Origin of the sequence: Corynebacterium sp. NML180780 (assembly GCF_007786415.1) — a bacterium.
GTDB classification, from domain to species: domain Bacteria; phylum Actinomycetota; class Actinomycetes; order Mycobacteriales; family Mycobacteriaceae; genus Corynebacterium; species Corynebacterium gottingense.
In genome coordinates this window covers 124,967-140,575 of record NZ_VNKN01000005.1, presented here as the reverse complement: position 1 = coordinate 140,575, position 15,609 = coordinate 124,967, and the positions used below count along the sequence as shown (strand labels likewise).

Here is a 15,609-nt window from a genome sequence, read left to right as displayed (position 1 = left end):
CTCCCCTTGCAGAATCCTGCACTATCCCCATGGATAGCAAACAAAAAGTGTGCACATCCCGCACTAGTTCCGTCCGCGCCGCCTTCCCCGTCCACGCGGCTGGATCGCTTTCCCCTTCTTCCGCTTCTTGTGGCTCTTATGGCTCTTCTGGGCCGCGTTGGCGCGCGAGGACCGCACCGAGCGCCCCTTGGTGATCCCCACGAAGTCCTGGATCGCGTCGCAGTCGTCGTCCTTGCGCCACACCAGCGCGATCGGCGTCGGCGCGACCGATGGTCCCGCCACCTCGAGCGGCACGACCTGCTTCTTCGACAGGTGCTTGAGCAACGGCAGCGGTCCGTACGCCACTCCGACGTTCGCAGCGACGACCTGCAGCGCTTCGCGCAGCGCGTCCACGTCGGGCCGGTGCGAAAACGGCAGGTTCACGTACTCGTCGGCGAGGTCCGATTCCGCGACCTGCTCCCCCACCTCCGCGTACACGGAGTCCTTGGGCACGGCGACCCCGGGGGCTTCCTCGTAGAGGCGGACCATGTGGAAGTCTTCGCTCGCGGCGTCGAGGCGCGGGTCCGGGAGGCGGAGCAAGGCGACGGTGGGTGGGGACGAGGGGGCGTCGATAAGCACTGCCCAGGGGTCGGCGGCATCGATGGCCTCGACGGAGTCCCCCGTGGCCTCCTGATAGCGCCGGATCCATTTGCTGGGCGCGGAACCTGTGACGAAGACGAGGGAGAGCATGCCCAGAATGCTACCGTGTGCAGCATGAGCAATGAGACGCCGTCCAGCACGGCCATGAAGCCGGAAACCGCCGCGAAGAAGCTCGGTGTGTATCTGCCCGCCACCCCGCAGGAGTTTCAGGACGGGTCGGTTACCCATGCTGAGCTGCGAGAGCTCCAGCAGAATCCACCCGAGTGGCTGCAGGAGCTGCGCCACAACGGGCCGCACCCCCGCCCCGAGGTCGCCCGCAAGCTGGGCATTTCCATCACCGCGCTGAAGAAGCACGAGATGGACCGCTCGCTGACCTCCAAGGAGATCAGCGAGCTGCTGGCAGACCAGCCGGAGTGGCTGCGCGAGGCCCGCGCGGCGCACGCCGAGCAGCGCAGCGACAACTAGCGCCCTAGAGCATCTTCCAGTCTTCGAGGCCCGGGTAGAGCGGGTACTTCTCCGCCAGCGCGTCGACGCGCGCGTGCAGGGCCTCGGTGTCGGCGGCCTCGCCCTTGATCAGGGCCTCCGCAATAATCTCTGCGACCTCGGTGAAGTCCTCCTTCCCAAAGCCGCGGGTGGCCAGCGCGGACGTGCCGATGCGCAGGCCGGAGGTGACCTTCGGCGGGCGCGGGTCGAACGGCACGGCGTTGCGGTTCACGGTGATGCCCGCGCTGTGCAGCAGGTCCTCCGCCTGCTGGCCGTCCATCTTGGAGTTGCGCAGGTCCACGAGGACCAGGTGCACGTCGGTGCCGCCGGAGACGACGTCCACGCCGGCCTCCTTCGCATCCGGTTGGGTGAGGCGGTCGGCGAGGATGCGCGCGCCCTCGATGGTGCGCTCCTGACGGTCCTTGAACTCCGGCATGCCGGCGATCTTGAACGCGGTCGCCTTGGCCGCCACCACGTGCATCAGCGGGCCGCCCTGCTGGCCGGGGAAGACCGCGGAGTTGAGCTTCTTGTTCAGGTCCTCGTCGTTGGTGAGGATGAAGCCGGAGCGCGGGCCGCCGATGGTCTTGTGCACCGTGGAGGACACGACGTGGGCGTGCGGCACCGGCGACGGGTGCAGCCCGGCGGCAACCAGGCCCGCAAAGTGCGCCATGTCGACCCACAGGTACGCGCCGACTTCGTCCGCGATGGAGCGGAACTCGGCGAAATCCTCGTGGCGCGGGTAGGCGGACCAGCCGGCGATGATCACCTTCGGCTTGACCTCGCGCGCCTGCTCGCGCAGCTTCGCCATGTCGATGGTGTGGGTGTCCTGCTCCACCTCGTAGGCCGCGACGTTGTAAAGACGGCCGGAGAAGTTGATCTTCATGCCGTGGGTGAGGTGGCCGCCGTGCGCCAGGCTCAGGCCCAAGATCGTGTCGCCCGGCTCCGCCAGCGCCATGAGGACAGCGGCGTTAGCCTGCGCGCCGGAGTGCGGCTGCACGTTGGCAAACTTCGCGCCGAAGACCTGCTTTGCGCGCTCCTGGGCCAGTTCCTCCACCACGTCGACGTGCTCGCAGCCGCCGTAGTAGCGCTTGCCCGGGTAGCCCTCGGCGTACTTGTTGGTCAGCACAGAGCCCTGTGCCTGCAGGACGGCGCGCGGCACGAAGTTCTCGGACGCGATCATCTCCAGGGTGTTGCGCTGCCGGCTCAGCTCGTTGACGATGGCCTCGTGTACTTCGGGGTCGAAGGTGGCGAGGTCCTGGTAACGGAAGTCTTCAGACACGTGCTCCGGGTCCTTTCAATGGTTCAAGATTCGATGGCAAAATCCCCGCAGCGCGGTGACTTTCTAGCAGTATAAACGCCACCCCACACCCACGGGGGCAATTTCCAGCCCTCTTCAAGCCCTGCCCTGAGCGCGAGCAGTGTTCCAGCGAGTGGAACAATGGGGCCCATGGCTCAAGGTGTACGGGGAGCGGACTCAAGCCCCTATCTGGACTTCCACCGCCAGGATTGGCGCGAGCGCCGCGCGGCGATGCCGCAGGTGCTCACCGCCGAGGAGGCGGAGAAGCTCAGCGGTATCGGCGAAAACCTTGACTTGCAGGAGGTCGAGGACATCTACCTCCCCTTATCGCGTCTCATCCACCTCCAGGTCCGCGCCCGCCAGAAGCTCACCAACGCCACCGAGACCTTCATCGGCGGCGACCCCGGCCACGTCCCATTCATCATCGGCCTGGCCGGTTCGGTGGCCGTGGGCAAGTCGACCACTGCGCGCGTGCTCCAACTCCTGCTGCAGCGCTGGGAGTCGCATCCCCGCGTGGACCTGATCACCACGGACGGGTTCCTCTACCCCACCGAGGTGCTCCAGGAGCGCAACCTCATGTCGCGCAAGGGCTTCCCGGAATCCTACGATCGCCGCAACCTCATGCGCTTCGTCACCGAGGTCAAGTCCGGCCAGCCCGTGGTCAAGGCGCCCATCTACTCGCACACGGCGTACAACATCCTGCCCGGTGAGTACATCGAGGTCCGCCAGCCCGACATCCTCATCCTCGAGGGCCTCAACGTCCTCCAGACCGGCCCCACGCTCATGGTCTCGGATCTGTTCGACTTCTCCATCTACGTGGATGCCTCGGTCGAGCACATCGAGCACTGGTACATCTCGCGCTTTCTCAAGCTGCGCCACACCGCGTTCCGCGAGCCGGGCGCCCACTTCGCCGACTACGCCCAGCTTGATGATGCCCAGGCGACCCACCGCGCCCGCGAAATCTGGCAGACCATCAACCTGCCGAACCTGGTGGAAAACATCTTGCCCACGCGCCCCCGCGCCTCGCTTGTGCTGCGCAAGGGCTTCGACCATACGGTACAGCGCGTGCGCATGCGCAAGCTGTAGCGCTTGTCAGCGCCCCCTACTTCCCGAACCGACGCGACCGCTGGGAGTACTCGCGCAGCGCGCGCAGGAAGTCGATCTTGCGGAACGCGGGCCAGTAGGTATCCGTAAACCAGATTTCGGAGTAGGCGGCCTGCCAGAGCAGGAACCCGGACAGCCGCTGCTCGCCCGAGGTGCGGATGACCAGGTCGGGGTCCGGCTGACCCGAGGTATAGAGGTGCTCCCCGATCGAGTCCACCGTGACCGCCTCGGCCAGCGCGTCTGTCGTGGTGCCGCGGGCGGCTTCGTCCCGGATGAGGGAACGCACCGCGTCCACGATTTCCTGGCGCCCGCCGTAGCCGACGGCGATGTTGACGGTCAGCCCCGCCTTCCCCGTGGTTGACTCCGCGGAGCGCTGCATGCGCTCCACCACGTCCGGCGGCAGCAGGTCAAGGTGGCCGACGAGGCGCACGCGGCACGAATAGTGTTCCGTCGCGAGGTCCTCGATCACGTCAGAAATGATGTCAAAGAGCAGCTCCACCTCTTCGGAGGTGCGCTGGAGGTTCTCCGTGGAGAGCAGGTAGAGCGTGACCACGTCAACGTCCATTTCCGCGGACCAGCGCACCAGCTCGCCGATCTTCGCGCCGCCTGCCCGGTGCCCCTGGGAGATGTCGGTCAGCCCGGCCTCGCGCGCCCACCGACGGTTCCCGTCCGCCATCACAGCGATATGCTTGGGCCGCTTCTTGCCGCGCAGCTCGCGCTTCAAGCGCAGCTCGTACAGCGGGTACAGCACCTTCTCCAGCAACGTCACAGTCCTCACTCTACTCATGTGGCGCGCTCGCGCTTAGAAAATACGCTTCTTCCCGAGGTCCAGCACGCCGGCCTCGCGCATCGCGGCGTCCAGCGCCTCCTGGTCGAACGGGTCAATTCCGTGCGCCTCGGCAAACTGCTGGCGGCGCCGGAACCGCGAGTAGCGGCGGTGGAAGGCAAACCCGAGCGAGAGGATCACTACGGCCAACACCACCAGGATGAGCAGGCCGATTGGCGATGCCTTGCCAAAGTCCGGCCCCACCGGGGTCTCCGCGGGCGCCTGCGCGAGCACGTAGCTCGACGCGTTCACCGCGGACGCGGTCAACGATGCTGTGAACCCAATGCTCATTTCGCGGCCTCCTCTTCGATGCCGGCGAACAGGTCGTCCTCCGGCAAGTGCGTTTTCACCCTGGTCTGCGCGAGCTCGAACTCCTCGGTGGGCCAGGCGTCTCGCTGGTCCTGCACCGAGCTGGCCATAAACGCGCCGGCCGGGTCGATCTGGGTGGCGTGCGCGGTGAGCGCCGCCTCGCGCTGCGCGAAGTACTCGCCGCACTCCACCTGCGTGGTCACGCGGCTCATCACGTCGGCCTGGTTCTGCTCCCAGCGCGCAATCATCAGCTCGTACGGGCTCGGCTTGCCCTGCGCGTAGAGTCGCTCCTGCAGCAGACGCATCCGCTGCAGGATAAACCCGTGGCTGTAATACAGCTTCAGCGGCGTCCACGGCTCACCCGCCTCGGGCGCAAACTCCGGATCACCCGCTTTTTCCCAGGCCAACATGGAAATCGTGTGCACCATGATGTGGTCCGGGTGCGGGTAGCCACCGTTTTCGTCATACGTGATAATGACGTGCGGGCGGAATGCGCGTATCGACGCCACCAGCTTGGCCGCCACCGCCTCCGGATCCTGCACGGCGAACGACCCCTCTGGCAACGGGGGCAGCGGGTCCCCTTCCGGCAGCCCGGAGTCCTGGTAGCCCATCCACTCGTGCTCGACGCCGAGTGCTTCAACCGCGCGGGCCATCTCCTGCTCGCGAACCTGGATGAGGTTGTCGAGCACCCCCGGGCGATCCATAGCTGGGTTCAAAATGTCGCCCCGGCGGCCGTCAGTGCAGGTAACCACCTTGACGCGATTGCCTTCCGCCGCGTACTTCGCCATCGTCGCCGCGCCCTTAGACGATTCGTCGTCCGGGTGTGCGTGGATTGCCATCAGCCGCAAACCAGTCACGAGAACTCCAACTTTTGTAGGGGACAGTGCTTCAACTCCGGCCCATCTTAGTACCATCAAGTGCGAAGCAATCGTTCGCTCCCGCGCCGCTAACCCAGAAGGAGAGGTCGCCGCAGTGTCCACTACCTCGAATACATCCGCAGCACCAGGCAACGGCGGTACTTCGCGGACGCGGTACGGAGGGGGCACGGGGGCGTCGACAAGCAAACTGCCCGGGCGCATCATGGCGATCGCTGCGGTGCTGCTGGTGGGTTTTGCCATTTTTGCCGTGGCACGCGTGATGAGCGAGCGGTCCGCGCAGCCGATCAGCGCAGATTTCATTTCGCAGGAGAAGGTCGATGACTCGACCTCGCGGCTGTGGATCGACGTGACCCGCGAAGATACTGACGTGCCGTCCTATTGCATCGTCACCGCGGTGGACTACCACCACGCGGAGATCGGTCGCCGTGAAGTGGTCATCCCCGCGGGGGGCGAGGAAATGGAGCGACTCGCCGTTGACATGCCGGTGCGCGGCGATCTCGCGTCGGGGCGCGTCTACGGGTGCTCGGAGAAGATTCCGGACTATATGGACGCGGAAAGCGCCTACTACGCGGCCCGGTAGCCTGCGGGCAGTGTGTTAAGATCCGCCTGTATATTTGTACGAGTATGACCACGTAATCCGTCGGACTGGGCCCGGCCTGGGAAACAGGCGGGCTCGTTTTTGACGTATGAGGGAAGGGTTTTCCGCATGGCTGAGACGCAAAAGCAGTACATCACCCCGGAAATGAAGGACAAGCTCGAGGCAGAGCTGCAGCAGCTGATTGATAACCGCCCGGTGATCGCTGCTGAGATCAACGAGCGCCGCGAGGAGGGCGACCTCAAGGAGAACGCGGGCTACGACGCGGCTCGTGAGCAGCAGGACCAGGAAGAGGCCCGCATCAAGCAGATCTCCGAACTGCTGGCCAACTCCACCACCGAGCGCACTGGCGTCATCGAGGGCGTCGCGCACGTCGGTTCCGTCGTGCACGTGTACTACAACGGCGACGAGAACGATAAGGAGACCTTCCTCATCGGTACCCGCGCTGCATCCACCGACAACAAGGACCTGGAGACCTACTCCGAGAACTCCCCGCTTGGCGCAGCCGTCGTCGGCGCCTCCGAGGGCGATACGCGCAAGTACACCGCGCCGAACGGCCGCGAGATTTCGGTGACGATTCTCTCCGCGGAGCCGTATGATTCTGTTAAGGCTTCCACGCCGCGCGACTAGTACCACTAGCACGCAGCCTCATCCCCGCTTTATTGCACGCTCTTAGAACTAACTGAAGGATCAAACCTGTGATTTCCGTTTCCCGTAAGGCCGCGGCCGGCATGCTCGCCGTGGCAGCAGTTTCCCTCTCCGCCTGCCACCCGCCGCACCAGGTTGACTCCGCCGAGAAGGTCGACACGGCGAAGAGCCAGGACCCGGATTCGCTGGCTTCCTACGGCGCGACCCCGTCCGGCACCGCAGCTGCATCCGGCACCGCATCCGCGCAGCCGACCACTATCACGGCCTCTGACGGCACCCCCACCATCGCCAACTGCGGCGCCGTCGAGCTGGAGCGCCCGACCGAGCTGGTGCTGGATTGCACCGACCAGGGCAACCTGCTGCGCGACATCGTCTGGGATTCCTGGGAGGCCGACGCCGCTACCGGCACCGGCACCCGCGTGGCCCCGGGCCAGGAGCCGGAGGACATCGCCGTCTCCCTGTCCGAACCGGAGGTTGTCAACGGCGTACTGGCCTACACCACGATCACCGTGGACGGCGCGCAGGTGTACCCGGAGCGCGACATGTAACTTCGCCCCGCCTCAGGGCACGCGAAACGCGCCCGGCCCGCAACCTTGATTCCTTGCAAGGTGCGGGCCGGGCGCGTTTGGTATTCAGTGATTAATCATCATTGAAGATGGACAGGAAGCGCAGAATCTCGGTGTAGAGCCAGATGAGCGTCACTGCCAGGCCGAGGGCGACGCCCCATGCCTCCTTTGCCGGCGCACCGGAACGCACCAGCTTGTCGGCCAGGTCGAAGTCCTGCAGGAAGGACAGCGAGGCGATCACGATGCAGACGAGGCTGAAGATGATGGCCATCACGCCGTCACCACGCAGCGGGTTGATACCGGTGAACATGGCGAGCAGGAAGTTGCCCAGCGCGAGGATGGCGACACCAAAGATCATGCCAGTCAGTGCGCGGTTGAAGCGCGGGGTGACGCGGATCGCGCCAGTGCGGTAGACAAACAGCATGCCGATAAACACGCCGATCGTGCCCAGGATTGCCTGGAAGATGAGCTCACCGGCCGTCCCGCCGATGAGGAAGGAGAAGCCGCCGACAAACAGGCCTTCAAACGCCGCGTAGAGCAGCGTGACGGTCGGCGAGCCAAAGCTCTTGGAAAACGAGTGGACCAGCACAGTGATGAACGCGGCGATACCGCCGACGAACGTCAGGATCATGCCGATGCCTTGGTTCACGCCCATGCACAGGGCGAAATTCACCGCGGCGAACGCGACGATCACCGCGAGGGTGATGCCGGTCTTCGACACAATGTCATCCACCGTCATCGGGCGCTGTGAGTCCTGCGGGGCCCGCGGGGCCTCAGTCTGGACGCCACCGTAGGGGGTGTGCTCGTTGTTTCCGTATCCGTAGCCCTGCTGCTGGGCCTGGGGCAAGTTCTTCAGTACCGGATTGCTACTTCGCATCTGGTTTCCATTCCTTTCCTTGTCCATCGTCCGTGTCACCTTATGTAACGCCCCACCTTCCCAGATAGTTCCCATCCGCGTATGAAGCTCGCGGCACACGGGCCTAAAGTGTGAGTATGCATCTGCCCGAATGGGGCGCGCCGGAGCTGTTTTCCCGCGCCCACCAGCAACGGTTTCGCCCCGCCGCGGTAGGCGACGCCGTGCGCGAGCGGCTGCTCGAGCTCACGGGGGATGCGCACCCGTTTGCTGCGCAGTACGGGGACGTGGAAATCCTGGCCTTCCGGATCAGCCACCCGGTGGACCACTACCTGTTCAGCACGTTCGGTCTGGCGCCGGTGCGCTCCTCGCTCCCGCTCGCCGGCACGCACACCGAGCTGACGCTCCGGGTTCCCGCAGCCGGCGCGCCGCTTCCCCCGGGTTGGCCCGCGGCGGTGCTGGGCCAGTTGGTCCGCCACATCCGGAGGACTGGCCGCCCCATCGAGCCCGGCCACTACTTCGACTTCCACGCGCCGGTCGCAGATGGCGCGCGGCTTTCCGCGTTCAGCTTCGTCGCGGACCCGCTGCTTGGCGTCGTCGATTCGCGCCTGGCCATGGTCCGCTTCACCTACGCCGTGGGATTGACCGCGCGCGACCTCGAGGACGCGCTGGCGTGGGACCCGCTGAAGTTCACCGGTGTACTCGGAGACACGTTCCCCCTCGGGCTGAGCGATCCGGCGCGCGCGGACGTAGCCACGCACCGCCCCGCCCGCCGCATTGTCACCGCGGCCACCGCCCGCGAGGGATCGACCGTGGGCGCCGTCGAGTCGCGGCTGCTCGGTGTCGAGGGCACCGGGCGTATCGACGTCTCCGTCGACGGCGCCCGCGCGATCCTACGCGCCATGCGCCACCGCCTCCCCTTCGGCAGGCCTTTCGCCCTGGTCGCAGAGCACAACTGGCTGCTGTTCGACCCCGACCTCCCAGGAGCCATCACTGCAGAGGAGGACGGTCTGCGCGTGCCCACCTCCCCGGACGTGCGCAACGAAATCCTGGCCAAACTGGACGCGGAACCGGGGACGTACTGGTTCGTCACCGCCCCGCTCGAGTTGCACGTCGTGGATACGCAGCGCTAAACCGCACGAGCATCGGTGCAATGAGCCACGACACCATCGCCCCCACCATCCTCGTGTGGTTCCGTGACGACCTGCGCCTGCACGACAATGCGGCGCTTGCTTGGGCGCCGCGGTGACGTGGAACCGCCGCTACCACCTCACCGACATCGACGCGCAGGTCAAGGAGGCCACCGGCGCGGTCTCGCACCCCGGCTTCCTGCTCACCGAGCCCTGGGAGGTCCGCACTGCTTCCGGCACGCCCTACCGCGTATTCACGCCCTTTTCCAAGAAGGCACAGGGCATGCTTCTCGACGCCCCTCCGTTCCCCCCACACCCGCCCCTGCCGTTGAGGGATTGGAGGGGGTCGAGGGGGCGTCGACAAGCGTGGACGAGCCCGAGTGGAGCGCAACACTTGCGGCTCACTGCACCCCCGGCGACCGTATGGCACGCGGTCGCGCACCCAGAGATGGACCCCGATGCGCAACACCTCGAGCAGCTCGCCCGCTGGCAGCGCGGGGAGACGGGCGTGCCGTACTTCCGTATCTTCAATCCGCTCACGCAGCAGCAGAAGTTCGACCCTGACGGCGCGTACGTCAGCCGCTGGGTACCCGAGGTGAGTACCCCCGCCTATCCTGGGCCGATGGTGGATGTACAGGCATCCCGCAAGGTGGCGTTAGCGGCCTACGACGACATCGCGGCGCATCATTAGTCTGGTGCGAAGATCCCATCCACCTCCACCGAAAGGACATCCCTATGGGCATCTTTGACAACCGCGTCGCGCTGGTCACCGGCGCAGCATCCGGCATCGGCAAGGCCGTTGCCGCCGACCTCGCCGCAAACGACGCGAAGGTCGTCGTCGCCGACATCAACGAGGACGCCGCCCGTGCAGTCGCCCAGGACATCGAGGCGGCCGGCGGCACCGCAGCCGCGCTCAAGCAGGACGCCGCGAGCGCGCAAGAGAACGAAGCAGCAGTGAAGTTCGCTGTGGAGACGTTCGGCGCGCTCCACCTCGCGGTGAACAACGCCGGTATCGGTGACCAAGTCCCGCTCGCGGAGAAGAAACTCGAGGACTGGGACCGAATCATCAACCTCAACCTCAACGGCGTCGCCTACGGCTGCCACTACCAGCTCAATCAGATGCTTACGCAGCAGGATGGAATCCCGTGCGCGATTGTCAACATGTCCTCCATCCACGGCTCCGTCGCCCGTCAAGGCGGGATCGCGGCGTACGCCGCCGCGAAGCACGGCGTGATCGGGCTGACCAAGTCCATCGCCGCGGACTACGCCGCCAAGGGCATCCGCTGCAACGCCGTCGGCCCCGGCTACATCGACACCCCGCTGCTCAACCGCCTGTCTGAGGAGATGCGCCAGCAGCTCATTGCCCGCCACCCGCAGGCTCGCCTCGGTCGCGCGGAGGAGGTCGCAGCCATGGTCCGCTTCCTGCTCAGCGACGAAGCCTCCTTTGTCAACGGCTCCTACCACCTCGTCGACGGCGGATACACTGCTATCTAGGCTATCTAGCCCCCTCTAAAAGAAAGGTGTACTCCCCGTGCCCACTTCAGCCTCGACCCCAACCGCAGCCGTGATCGGCGCCGGGTTCGCCGGCCTCGCCACCGCCGCGCTCCTGGCCCGCGAGGGATACGAGGTGACCGTCTTCGAGCGCTTGAACGCAGTTGGCGGGCGGGCCGGGGAGGAAACCTTCGACGGGTTCCGCTTCGACATGGGCCCGTCCTGGTACCTCATGCCGGACGCGTTTGACCACTTCTTCGCGCTCTTTGGCTACCGCACGGAGGAGCTGCTCGACCTCGTTCCGCTGGACCCCGCGTACCGCCTGTTCCCCGAGGGGCAGGCGCCACTCGACGTCCCCGCGGACCCCGCGCGCGCTGCGGCGCTCTTCGAGTCCATCGAGCCCGGCGCGGGCGCGAAACTCACCGAATACCTCGACTCCGCCGAGCGCACCTACGACCTGGCGTTGCGCCACTTCCTCTACACCACATTCTCCTCCCCCGCCGCGTTCCTCGCGCCGGAGGTGCGCGCCGGCTACGCCGACCTGGCCAGGTTCCTCACCACCCCGCTCGACCGCTTCGTGGCGCGCCGCTTCAGCGATGTCCGCCTGCGCCAGATGCTCACCTATCCGGCGGTGTTCCTGTCGTCGCACCCGTCGAAGACCCCGTCGCTCTACCACCTGATGAGCCACACCGACCTCACCCAGGGCGTGCGCTACCCGCTGGGCGGATTCGCCGCCGTCGTCGACGCCATCTACCGCATCGCCCGCGAGCAGGGCGTCCGCTTCCGCCTCGGCACGGAGGTCACCGCCATCACGCACTCCGGCGGCCGCGCCACGGGCGTGCGCGTTGGCACGGAGCAATTGCTTTTCGACGCCACCGTCTCCGCCGCCGACCTCCACCACACCGAAACACGCCTGCTCCCGGCGGACAAGAGGACCTACGACGAGCCCTACTTTGCCAAGCGCAACCCCGGGGTCAGCGCCGTCCTGCTCACCCTGGGGGTGCGCGGAGCACTGCCTCAGCTGGCGCACCACAACCTGCTGTTCAGCCGCGAGTGGGGCACGGACTTTGACGCGGTGTTCGACGGCCCCGTCAACGCGCGTCCCCTGGGCGCCTCGCGCTCAATCTACGTATCCAAGCCGTCGGCCACGGACCCCGGCACGGCGCCCGAGGGGCACGAGAACCTCTTCGTCCTCGTCCCGGTGCCCGCCCAGACGGATGTTGGGGGCGGAGATGCGTACGGAGGCGGGGCGTCGACAAGCGTCGAAGCGATCGCCGACGCTGCCCTGACGCAGATCGCGGAGTGGTGCGGCATCCCGGACCTGCGCGAGCGGATCGTCGTGCATAAGACGGTCGGGCCCGCAGACTTCGCGGACCGCTACCGCGCGTGGTCCGGAGGCGCGATCGGCCCGGCGCACACGCTGCGGCAGTCGGCGTTTCTGCGCGGGCGCAACGCGTCTCGCACACTGGACGACCTCTACTATGCGGGCGCGACGACGGTGCCGGGGGTAGGCGTGCCGATGTGCCTCATTTCTGCCGAGAACGTGGTGAAACGGCTCCGCGGCGATAAAAGTTCTGGGCCTTTACCTACCGCCTGACGGCGTCGATCACGTATGGTCGGTCGCATGAAACGACACACCGTAATTGCCGCGACACTGCTGACCTCGGTGAGCCTGGCGCTTGCCGGCTGCTCGGCCGATGACTCGACCAGCACCGACACGAGCGCAACGGCATCGCAGGAGTCCCCAGCGTCTGAGAGCACTGAGAGTCCCGTGGAAGCTGCGCCGGCGGAAGACCGAGGCACCGGCGAGCCGCCCGCCGAGTACGGCGAAGAGGCCAACAAGGTCATCGCCGCGTTCAAGGAGAAGTACCCCACCGCGGAGGAAACAGACCTGAATGCGCTCTACGAGCAGATGGGCGGCGACGACCAGTCGATGGAGACGCCCGGCGATGTCACCGTGGATCCGCCGCAGTGCGACTTCTCAGACGAGACCAAGGTCCTGGACAACCTCATGACCAAGCACTCGAAATCCACCCTGCTGTCCAAGCCGGCAGAGATGCCCGAAAGCGGTCCGTCGGTGGACCTGGTCGTCGCGGAATTTGGCAACGAGGACGACGCGAAGGATCTGCTGAAGCGCAGCGACGTCTACAGCGGCGACTGCACGGACATCACGATCACGTCCGGCACCGGAGAGCAGGCCGTCTCTTCCCACAACACGTACGAGAAGTCGGACCTGAAATTTGAGGGCGCGGACGATTCCTTCTCCGGCGTAACCACCGTCGAGGGCGCAATGTCCTACACCGGAGAGACGGTCTACGGCCGCTTTGGCAACACCGTTGTCCAAATCACCGGTTCCGGCGAGGACCCGGAGCAGGTCACGCGGCTGCTGCAGGACGCCGTTGACGCGGTGAGCTAATCGGTGCCCCCAGTGGGACTCGAACCCACACTGAATCGATTTTAAGTCGACTGCCTCTGCCGATTGGGCTATAGGGGCAACAGGCAGTCATCGTACCCTGCACCCCCGACGCACTAAGAATTGCCTACCCCTCCTGAGATTAAGAACATATTTTCGATTCCATCCTCTTGGTGTTGGCTCCAAAAGTAGACTCATTACCCCAAACGGTAAGCACTATATAAAGTAGGTCTCACGATGGAAAAACAACTCACCTCGGTAGAAATTTGTGCTGGAGCTGGCGGTCAAGCGCTCGGTCTTGAGCAGGCAGGCTTTCACCACCGAGCTGTAGTGGAAATTGATGATCACGCAGTGGCAACACTTCGCTCGAACCGTCCGGAGTGGAATGTAATTCACCACGATGTTTTAGAGTTTGATATTTCCCCTTACACAGACAACCTCGACCTCTTTGCAGGTGGTGTCCCCTGCCCGCCGTTCTCCATCGCGGGAAAGCAATTAGGTCAAGACGATGAACGCGATCTATTCCCTCGCGCGATCGAACTCATCGCTAGCTCAAACCCGAAGGCAGTATTGCTGGAGAACGTTAAGGGACTGGCGCAGCCTCGTTTTGCGGCCTACAGAGATAAACTCGTCAACCAACTCGCAGAGCTTGGCTACCAGTCGTACTGGGAACTCGTTACTGCTGCAGACTATCGAGTACCCCAACTTCGGCCGCGATTCATTTTGGTTGCACTGAAAGAGGAGTATGCCGAGTATTTCGCCTGGCCAACGCCATACGAGAACCGCCTCACGGTAGGGCAGGCTCTCGAACCGCTTATGGGTGCAAACGGCTGGCCAGGCGCAAAACGCTGGGCGCAACAGGCAAACGCCATTGGGCCGACTCTCGTCGGCGGATCTAAGAAACACGGCGGACCAGATGTCGGTCCAACCCGAGCCCGAGAAGCTTGGAAGAAATTAGGCGTCCGTGGCACAAGTATCGCAGAAGAGCCTCCTCACCCGGATTTTCCAACCGATCTCTCTGAAAATTTACCTCGCCTCACCGTGAAGATGGGCGCCGTAATCCAGGGTTTTCCTCCAGAGTGGAAATGGGAGGGGGGCAAGACTGCGGCGTGGAAACAGGTGGGGAACGCGTTCCCACCACCTGTGGCCCACGCGATCGGTGTTCGAATTGCATCTGCACTACGAAAGGAGCCTCTGCAGGGCCTCTCCCCGGCCACAGCGATCATCCCTAACGCACCGTTACTCGAGGAGCTATCATCATGAAACCGCGTCCAGCTTTAATTACATCATCGCGCCGCGCCTTACATCAGCAACTTGTTGAATCAGGCACCCTTTCCATCGCGGAGACACCACTTGGCAAGATCGCATCAAACGCTGACAAGAGTCAGTCATCGTCCCGGGCGCTTTCTCTCCACGTCGCGGAACAGCTCCATGCACACACTGCCAAGAAAAAGCCTGGACAGAGCGCTGGAGCGGGCTTCGAACACATCATTGCTGAATTCCTGGAAGCAACGTTCCCCTATATGCAATCTGTGCGCCCGGGCGATTGGTCCATCCTCAATGTGGGCAGCTCACGCCGTAGAGACCATCTCGCAGTGTATGAGCCATATACGCACCTTGCGAGTTTGGCAGAAGCAATCCGCCTTAACCCCGACTTAGGCGCGTCCCTGGGCAACAACTATGTCATATCACCGGACATTTTGGTTCTCCGAAATGCAATCTCAGACGACGTGCTAAATCAAGACCGTGTCATCGTCGATGAACACACTGGTACCCTCTCCCCTGTACGCGCTGCAAACCGCGCGGCTCCCACCGCGCATGTGCACGCTGTCATCTCCTGCAAATGGACAATGAGGAGCGACCGATCTCAGAATACGCGTGCGGAAGCGCTCAATCTGATTAGAAACCGAAAAGGTCGGTCTCCGCATATTATCGCTGTCACAAATGAACCAACGATGAGCAGGATAGCTAGTCTTGCTCTGGGCACTGGCGACGTCGACATGGTGTACCACGTTGCGTTGAATGAGCTTATGATCGCGATTGAAGAGAAGGGAAGCGACGACGCCAAGGAATTAATGCATACCTTGGTAGACGGTGACCGCCTGCGTGACATCGCTGACCTTCCACTTGATCTTTCGGTCTAATTAAATGCTCAGTAGCCCTGCGTCCACTTTCCCTGTACCCATCGGCGCAGCATTCGGTCTCACATTTCATATTGGAGGCGCTCGTGGTTAGTCGCAATCCGCTATTCGCGGGCACCTGCTGCTGAACTGACTGCCGTCATGCAAGAGGCGGGCTGGCGCCAACGCTTGCAGCCTTCGTATTCAGGGCATCGTCGAGGGGCGCATCCACCGCAACCTGGTTCCACCCCGCCTGC

General features: G+C 64.4%; 19 protein-coding genes and 1 tRNA gene. 13 read left to right on the top strand and 7 right to left on the bottom strand.

Annotation, left to right across the window (positions count from 1 at the left end; genetic code table 11):
- Positions 1-63: 63 nt before the first annotated feature.
- Positions 64-729 carry a LysR family transcriptional regulator gene (locus tag FPP74_RS04655; RefSeq protein ID WP_095276833.1) on the bottom strand — a complete coding sequence of 222 codons (666 nt, stop codon included), beginning with the start codon at positions 727-729 and terminating at the stop codon, positions 64-66.
- A 24-nt stretch (positions 730-753) separates the two neighbouring features.
- Between FPP74_RS04655 and FPP74_RS04650 the strand changes: the two genes are divergently transcribed.
- Positions 754-1,104, top strand: a complete 351-nt coding sequence (locus FPP74_RS04650; protein ID WP_095276835.1) for a DUF5997 family protein — start codon at positions 754-756, stop codon at positions 1,102-1,104.
- A 4-nt stretch (positions 1,105-1,108) separates the two neighbouring features.
- On the opposite strand, the gene glyA is transcribed toward FPP74_RS04650, so the two are convergent.
- Positions 1,109-2,401 carry a serine hydroxymethyltransferase gene (gene glyA / locus FPP74_RS04645; RefSeq protein ID WP_095276837.1) on the bottom strand — a complete coding sequence of 431 codons (1,293 nt, stop codon included), beginning with the start codon at positions 2,399-2,401 and terminating at the stop codon, positions 1,109-1,111.
- Positions 2,402-2,569: 168 nt separating this feature from the next.
- On the opposite strand from glyA, the gene coaA reads away from it, so the two are divergent.
- Positions 2,570-3,505 (top strand): type I pantothenate kinase, encoded by a 936-nt coding sequence (coaA, locus tag FPP74_RS04640; RefSeq protein WP_095276839.1) that lies wholly within the window; start codon positions 2,570-2,572, stop codon positions 3,503-3,505.
- Between the two features lie 16 nt (positions 3,506-3,521).
- Here the strand turns inward: coaA and FPP74_RS04635 are convergent, their stop codons facing one another.
- The 3 genes from FPP74_RS04635 to mca are packed head-to-tail and all read right to left on the bottom strand — an operon-like array spanning position 3,522 to position 5,497.
- The gene (locus FPP74_RS04635) at positions 3,522-4,310 is read right to left on the bottom strand and encodes an isoprenyl transferase (protein WP_186439380.1); all 789 of its coding nucleotides are present in this window, start codon (positions 4,308-4,310) and stop codon (positions 3,522-3,524) included.
- Positions 4,311-4,325: 15 nt separating this feature from the next.
- On the bottom strand, positions 4,326-4,640 hold the full coding sequence (locus tag FPP74_RS04630) for a hypothetical protein (RefSeq protein ID WP_095535680.1): 315 nt from the start codon (positions 4,638-4,640) through the stop codon (positions 4,326-4,328).
- The gene (mca, locus tag FPP74_RS04625; protein ID WP_144717267.1) at positions 4,637-5,497 is read right to left on the bottom strand and encodes a mycothiol conjugate amidase Mca; all 861 of its coding nucleotides are present in this window, start codon (positions 5,495-5,497) and stop codon (positions 4,637-4,639) included. Before mca ends, FPP74_RS04630 begins: the two co-directional genes overlap by 4 nt.
- Before the next feature lie 133 nt (positions 5,498-5,630).
- On the opposite strand from mca, the gene FPP74_RS04620 reads away from it, so the two are divergent.
- The 3 genes from FPP74_RS04620 (at position 5,631) to FPP74_RS04610 (ending at position 7,327) form a co-directional block, all read left to right on the top strand.
- Positions 5,631-6,116 carry a DUF4307 domain-containing protein gene (locus tag FPP74_RS04620; RefSeq protein WP_255456066.1) on the top strand — a complete coding sequence of 162 codons (486 nt, stop codon included), beginning with the start codon at positions 5,631-5,633 and terminating at the stop codon, positions 6,114-6,116.
- 126 nt (positions 6,117-6,242) lie between these two features.
- A complete protein-coding gene (gene greA / locus FPP74_RS04615) occupies positions 6,243-6,761 on the top strand; it encodes a transcription elongation factor GreA (RefSeq protein ID WP_095276849.1) in 519 nt (172 codons plus the stop codon).
- A gap of 68 nt (positions 6,762-6,829) precedes the next feature.
- Positions 6,830-7,327, top strand: a complete 498-nt coding sequence (locus FPP74_RS04610) for a hypothetical protein (RefSeq protein WP_144717266.1) — start codon at positions 6,830-6,832, stop codon at positions 7,325-7,327.
- A gap of 91 nt (positions 7,328-7,418) precedes the next feature.
- Here FPP74_RS04610 and FPP74_RS04605 read toward each other — a convergent pair whose 3' ends face one another.
- Positions 7,419-8,222: a Bax inhibitor-1/YccA family protein gene (locus FPP74_RS04605; RefSeq protein ID WP_144717265.1), complete on the bottom strand. Its 804-nt coding sequence runs from the start codon at positions 8,220-8,222 to the stop codon at positions 7,419-7,421.
- Between the two features lie 116 nt (positions 8,223-8,338).
- Between FPP74_RS04605 and FPP74_RS04600 the strand changes: the two genes are divergently transcribed.
- Genes FPP74_RS04600 through FPP74_RS04580 form a run of 6 tightly spaced genes read left to right on the top strand, consistent with a single transcriptional unit; the run spans position 8,339 to position 13,235 of the window.
- On the top strand, positions 8,339-9,331 hold the full coding sequence (locus tag FPP74_RS04600) for a suppressor of fused domain protein (protein WP_144717264.1): 993 nt from the start codon (positions 8,339-8,341) through the stop codon (positions 9,329-9,331).
- Between the two features lie 20 nt (positions 9,332-9,351).
- Positions 9,352-9,447, top strand: a complete 96-nt coding sequence (locus FPP74_RS12410; protein WP_205691175.1) for a deoxyribodipyrimidine photo-lyase — start codon at positions 9,352-9,354, stop codon at positions 9,445-9,447.
- Complete coding sequence (locus tag FPP74_RS04595; protein WP_255456065.1) at positions 9,444-10,019, top strand: FAD-binding domain-containing protein; 576 nt, start codon at positions 9,444-9,446, stop codon at positions 10,017-10,019. Before FPP74_RS12410 ends, FPP74_RS04595 begins: the two co-directional genes overlap by 4 nt.
- A 44-nt stretch (positions 10,020-10,063) precedes the next feature.
- Positions 10,064-10,822 (top strand): SDR family NAD(P)-dependent oxidoreductase, encoded by a 759-nt coding sequence (locus FPP74_RS04590; RefSeq protein WP_144717263.1) that lies wholly within the window; start codon positions 10,064-10,066, stop codon positions 10,820-10,822.
- 37 nt (positions 10,823-10,859) lie between these two features.
- Positions 10,860-12,416, top strand: coding sequence for a phytoene desaturase family protein (gene crtI, locus FPP74_RS04585; RefSeq protein ID WP_144717262.1), 1,557 nt, complete (start codon positions 10,860-10,862; stop codon positions 12,414-12,416).
- A 27-nt stretch (positions 12,417-12,443) separates the two neighbouring features.
- Positions 12,444-13,235, top strand: coding sequence for a hypothetical protein (locus FPP74_RS04580; RefSeq protein WP_133064748.1), 792 nt, complete (start codon positions 12,444-12,446; stop codon positions 13,233-13,235).
- A gap of 4 nt (positions 13,236-13,239) precedes the next feature.
- Here the strand turns inward: FPP74_RS04580 and FPP74_RS04575 are convergent.
- Positions 13,240-13,313, bottom strand: a tRNA-Leu gene (locus FPP74_RS04575).
- A 156-nt stretch (positions 13,314-13,469) separates the two neighbouring features.
- Here FPP74_RS04575 and FPP74_RS04570 point away from each other — a divergent pair.
- Together FPP74_RS04570 and FPP74_RS04565 are read left to right on the top strand one after the other, a co-directional pair.
- Positions 13,470-14,495 (top strand): DNA cytosine methyltransferase, encoded by a 1,026-nt coding sequence (locus FPP74_RS04570; protein ID WP_095535688.1) that lies wholly within the window; start codon positions 13,470-13,472, stop codon positions 14,493-14,495.
- Positions 14,492-15,376 carry an NgoMIV family type II restriction endonuclease gene (locus tag FPP74_RS04565; RefSeq protein ID WP_095276872.1) on the top strand — a complete coding sequence of 295 codons (885 nt, stop codon included), beginning with the start codon at positions 14,492-14,494 and terminating at the stop codon, positions 15,374-15,376. Before FPP74_RS04570 ends, FPP74_RS04565 begins: the two co-directional genes overlap by 4 nt.
- Positions 15,377-15,609: the final 233 nt, after the last annotated feature.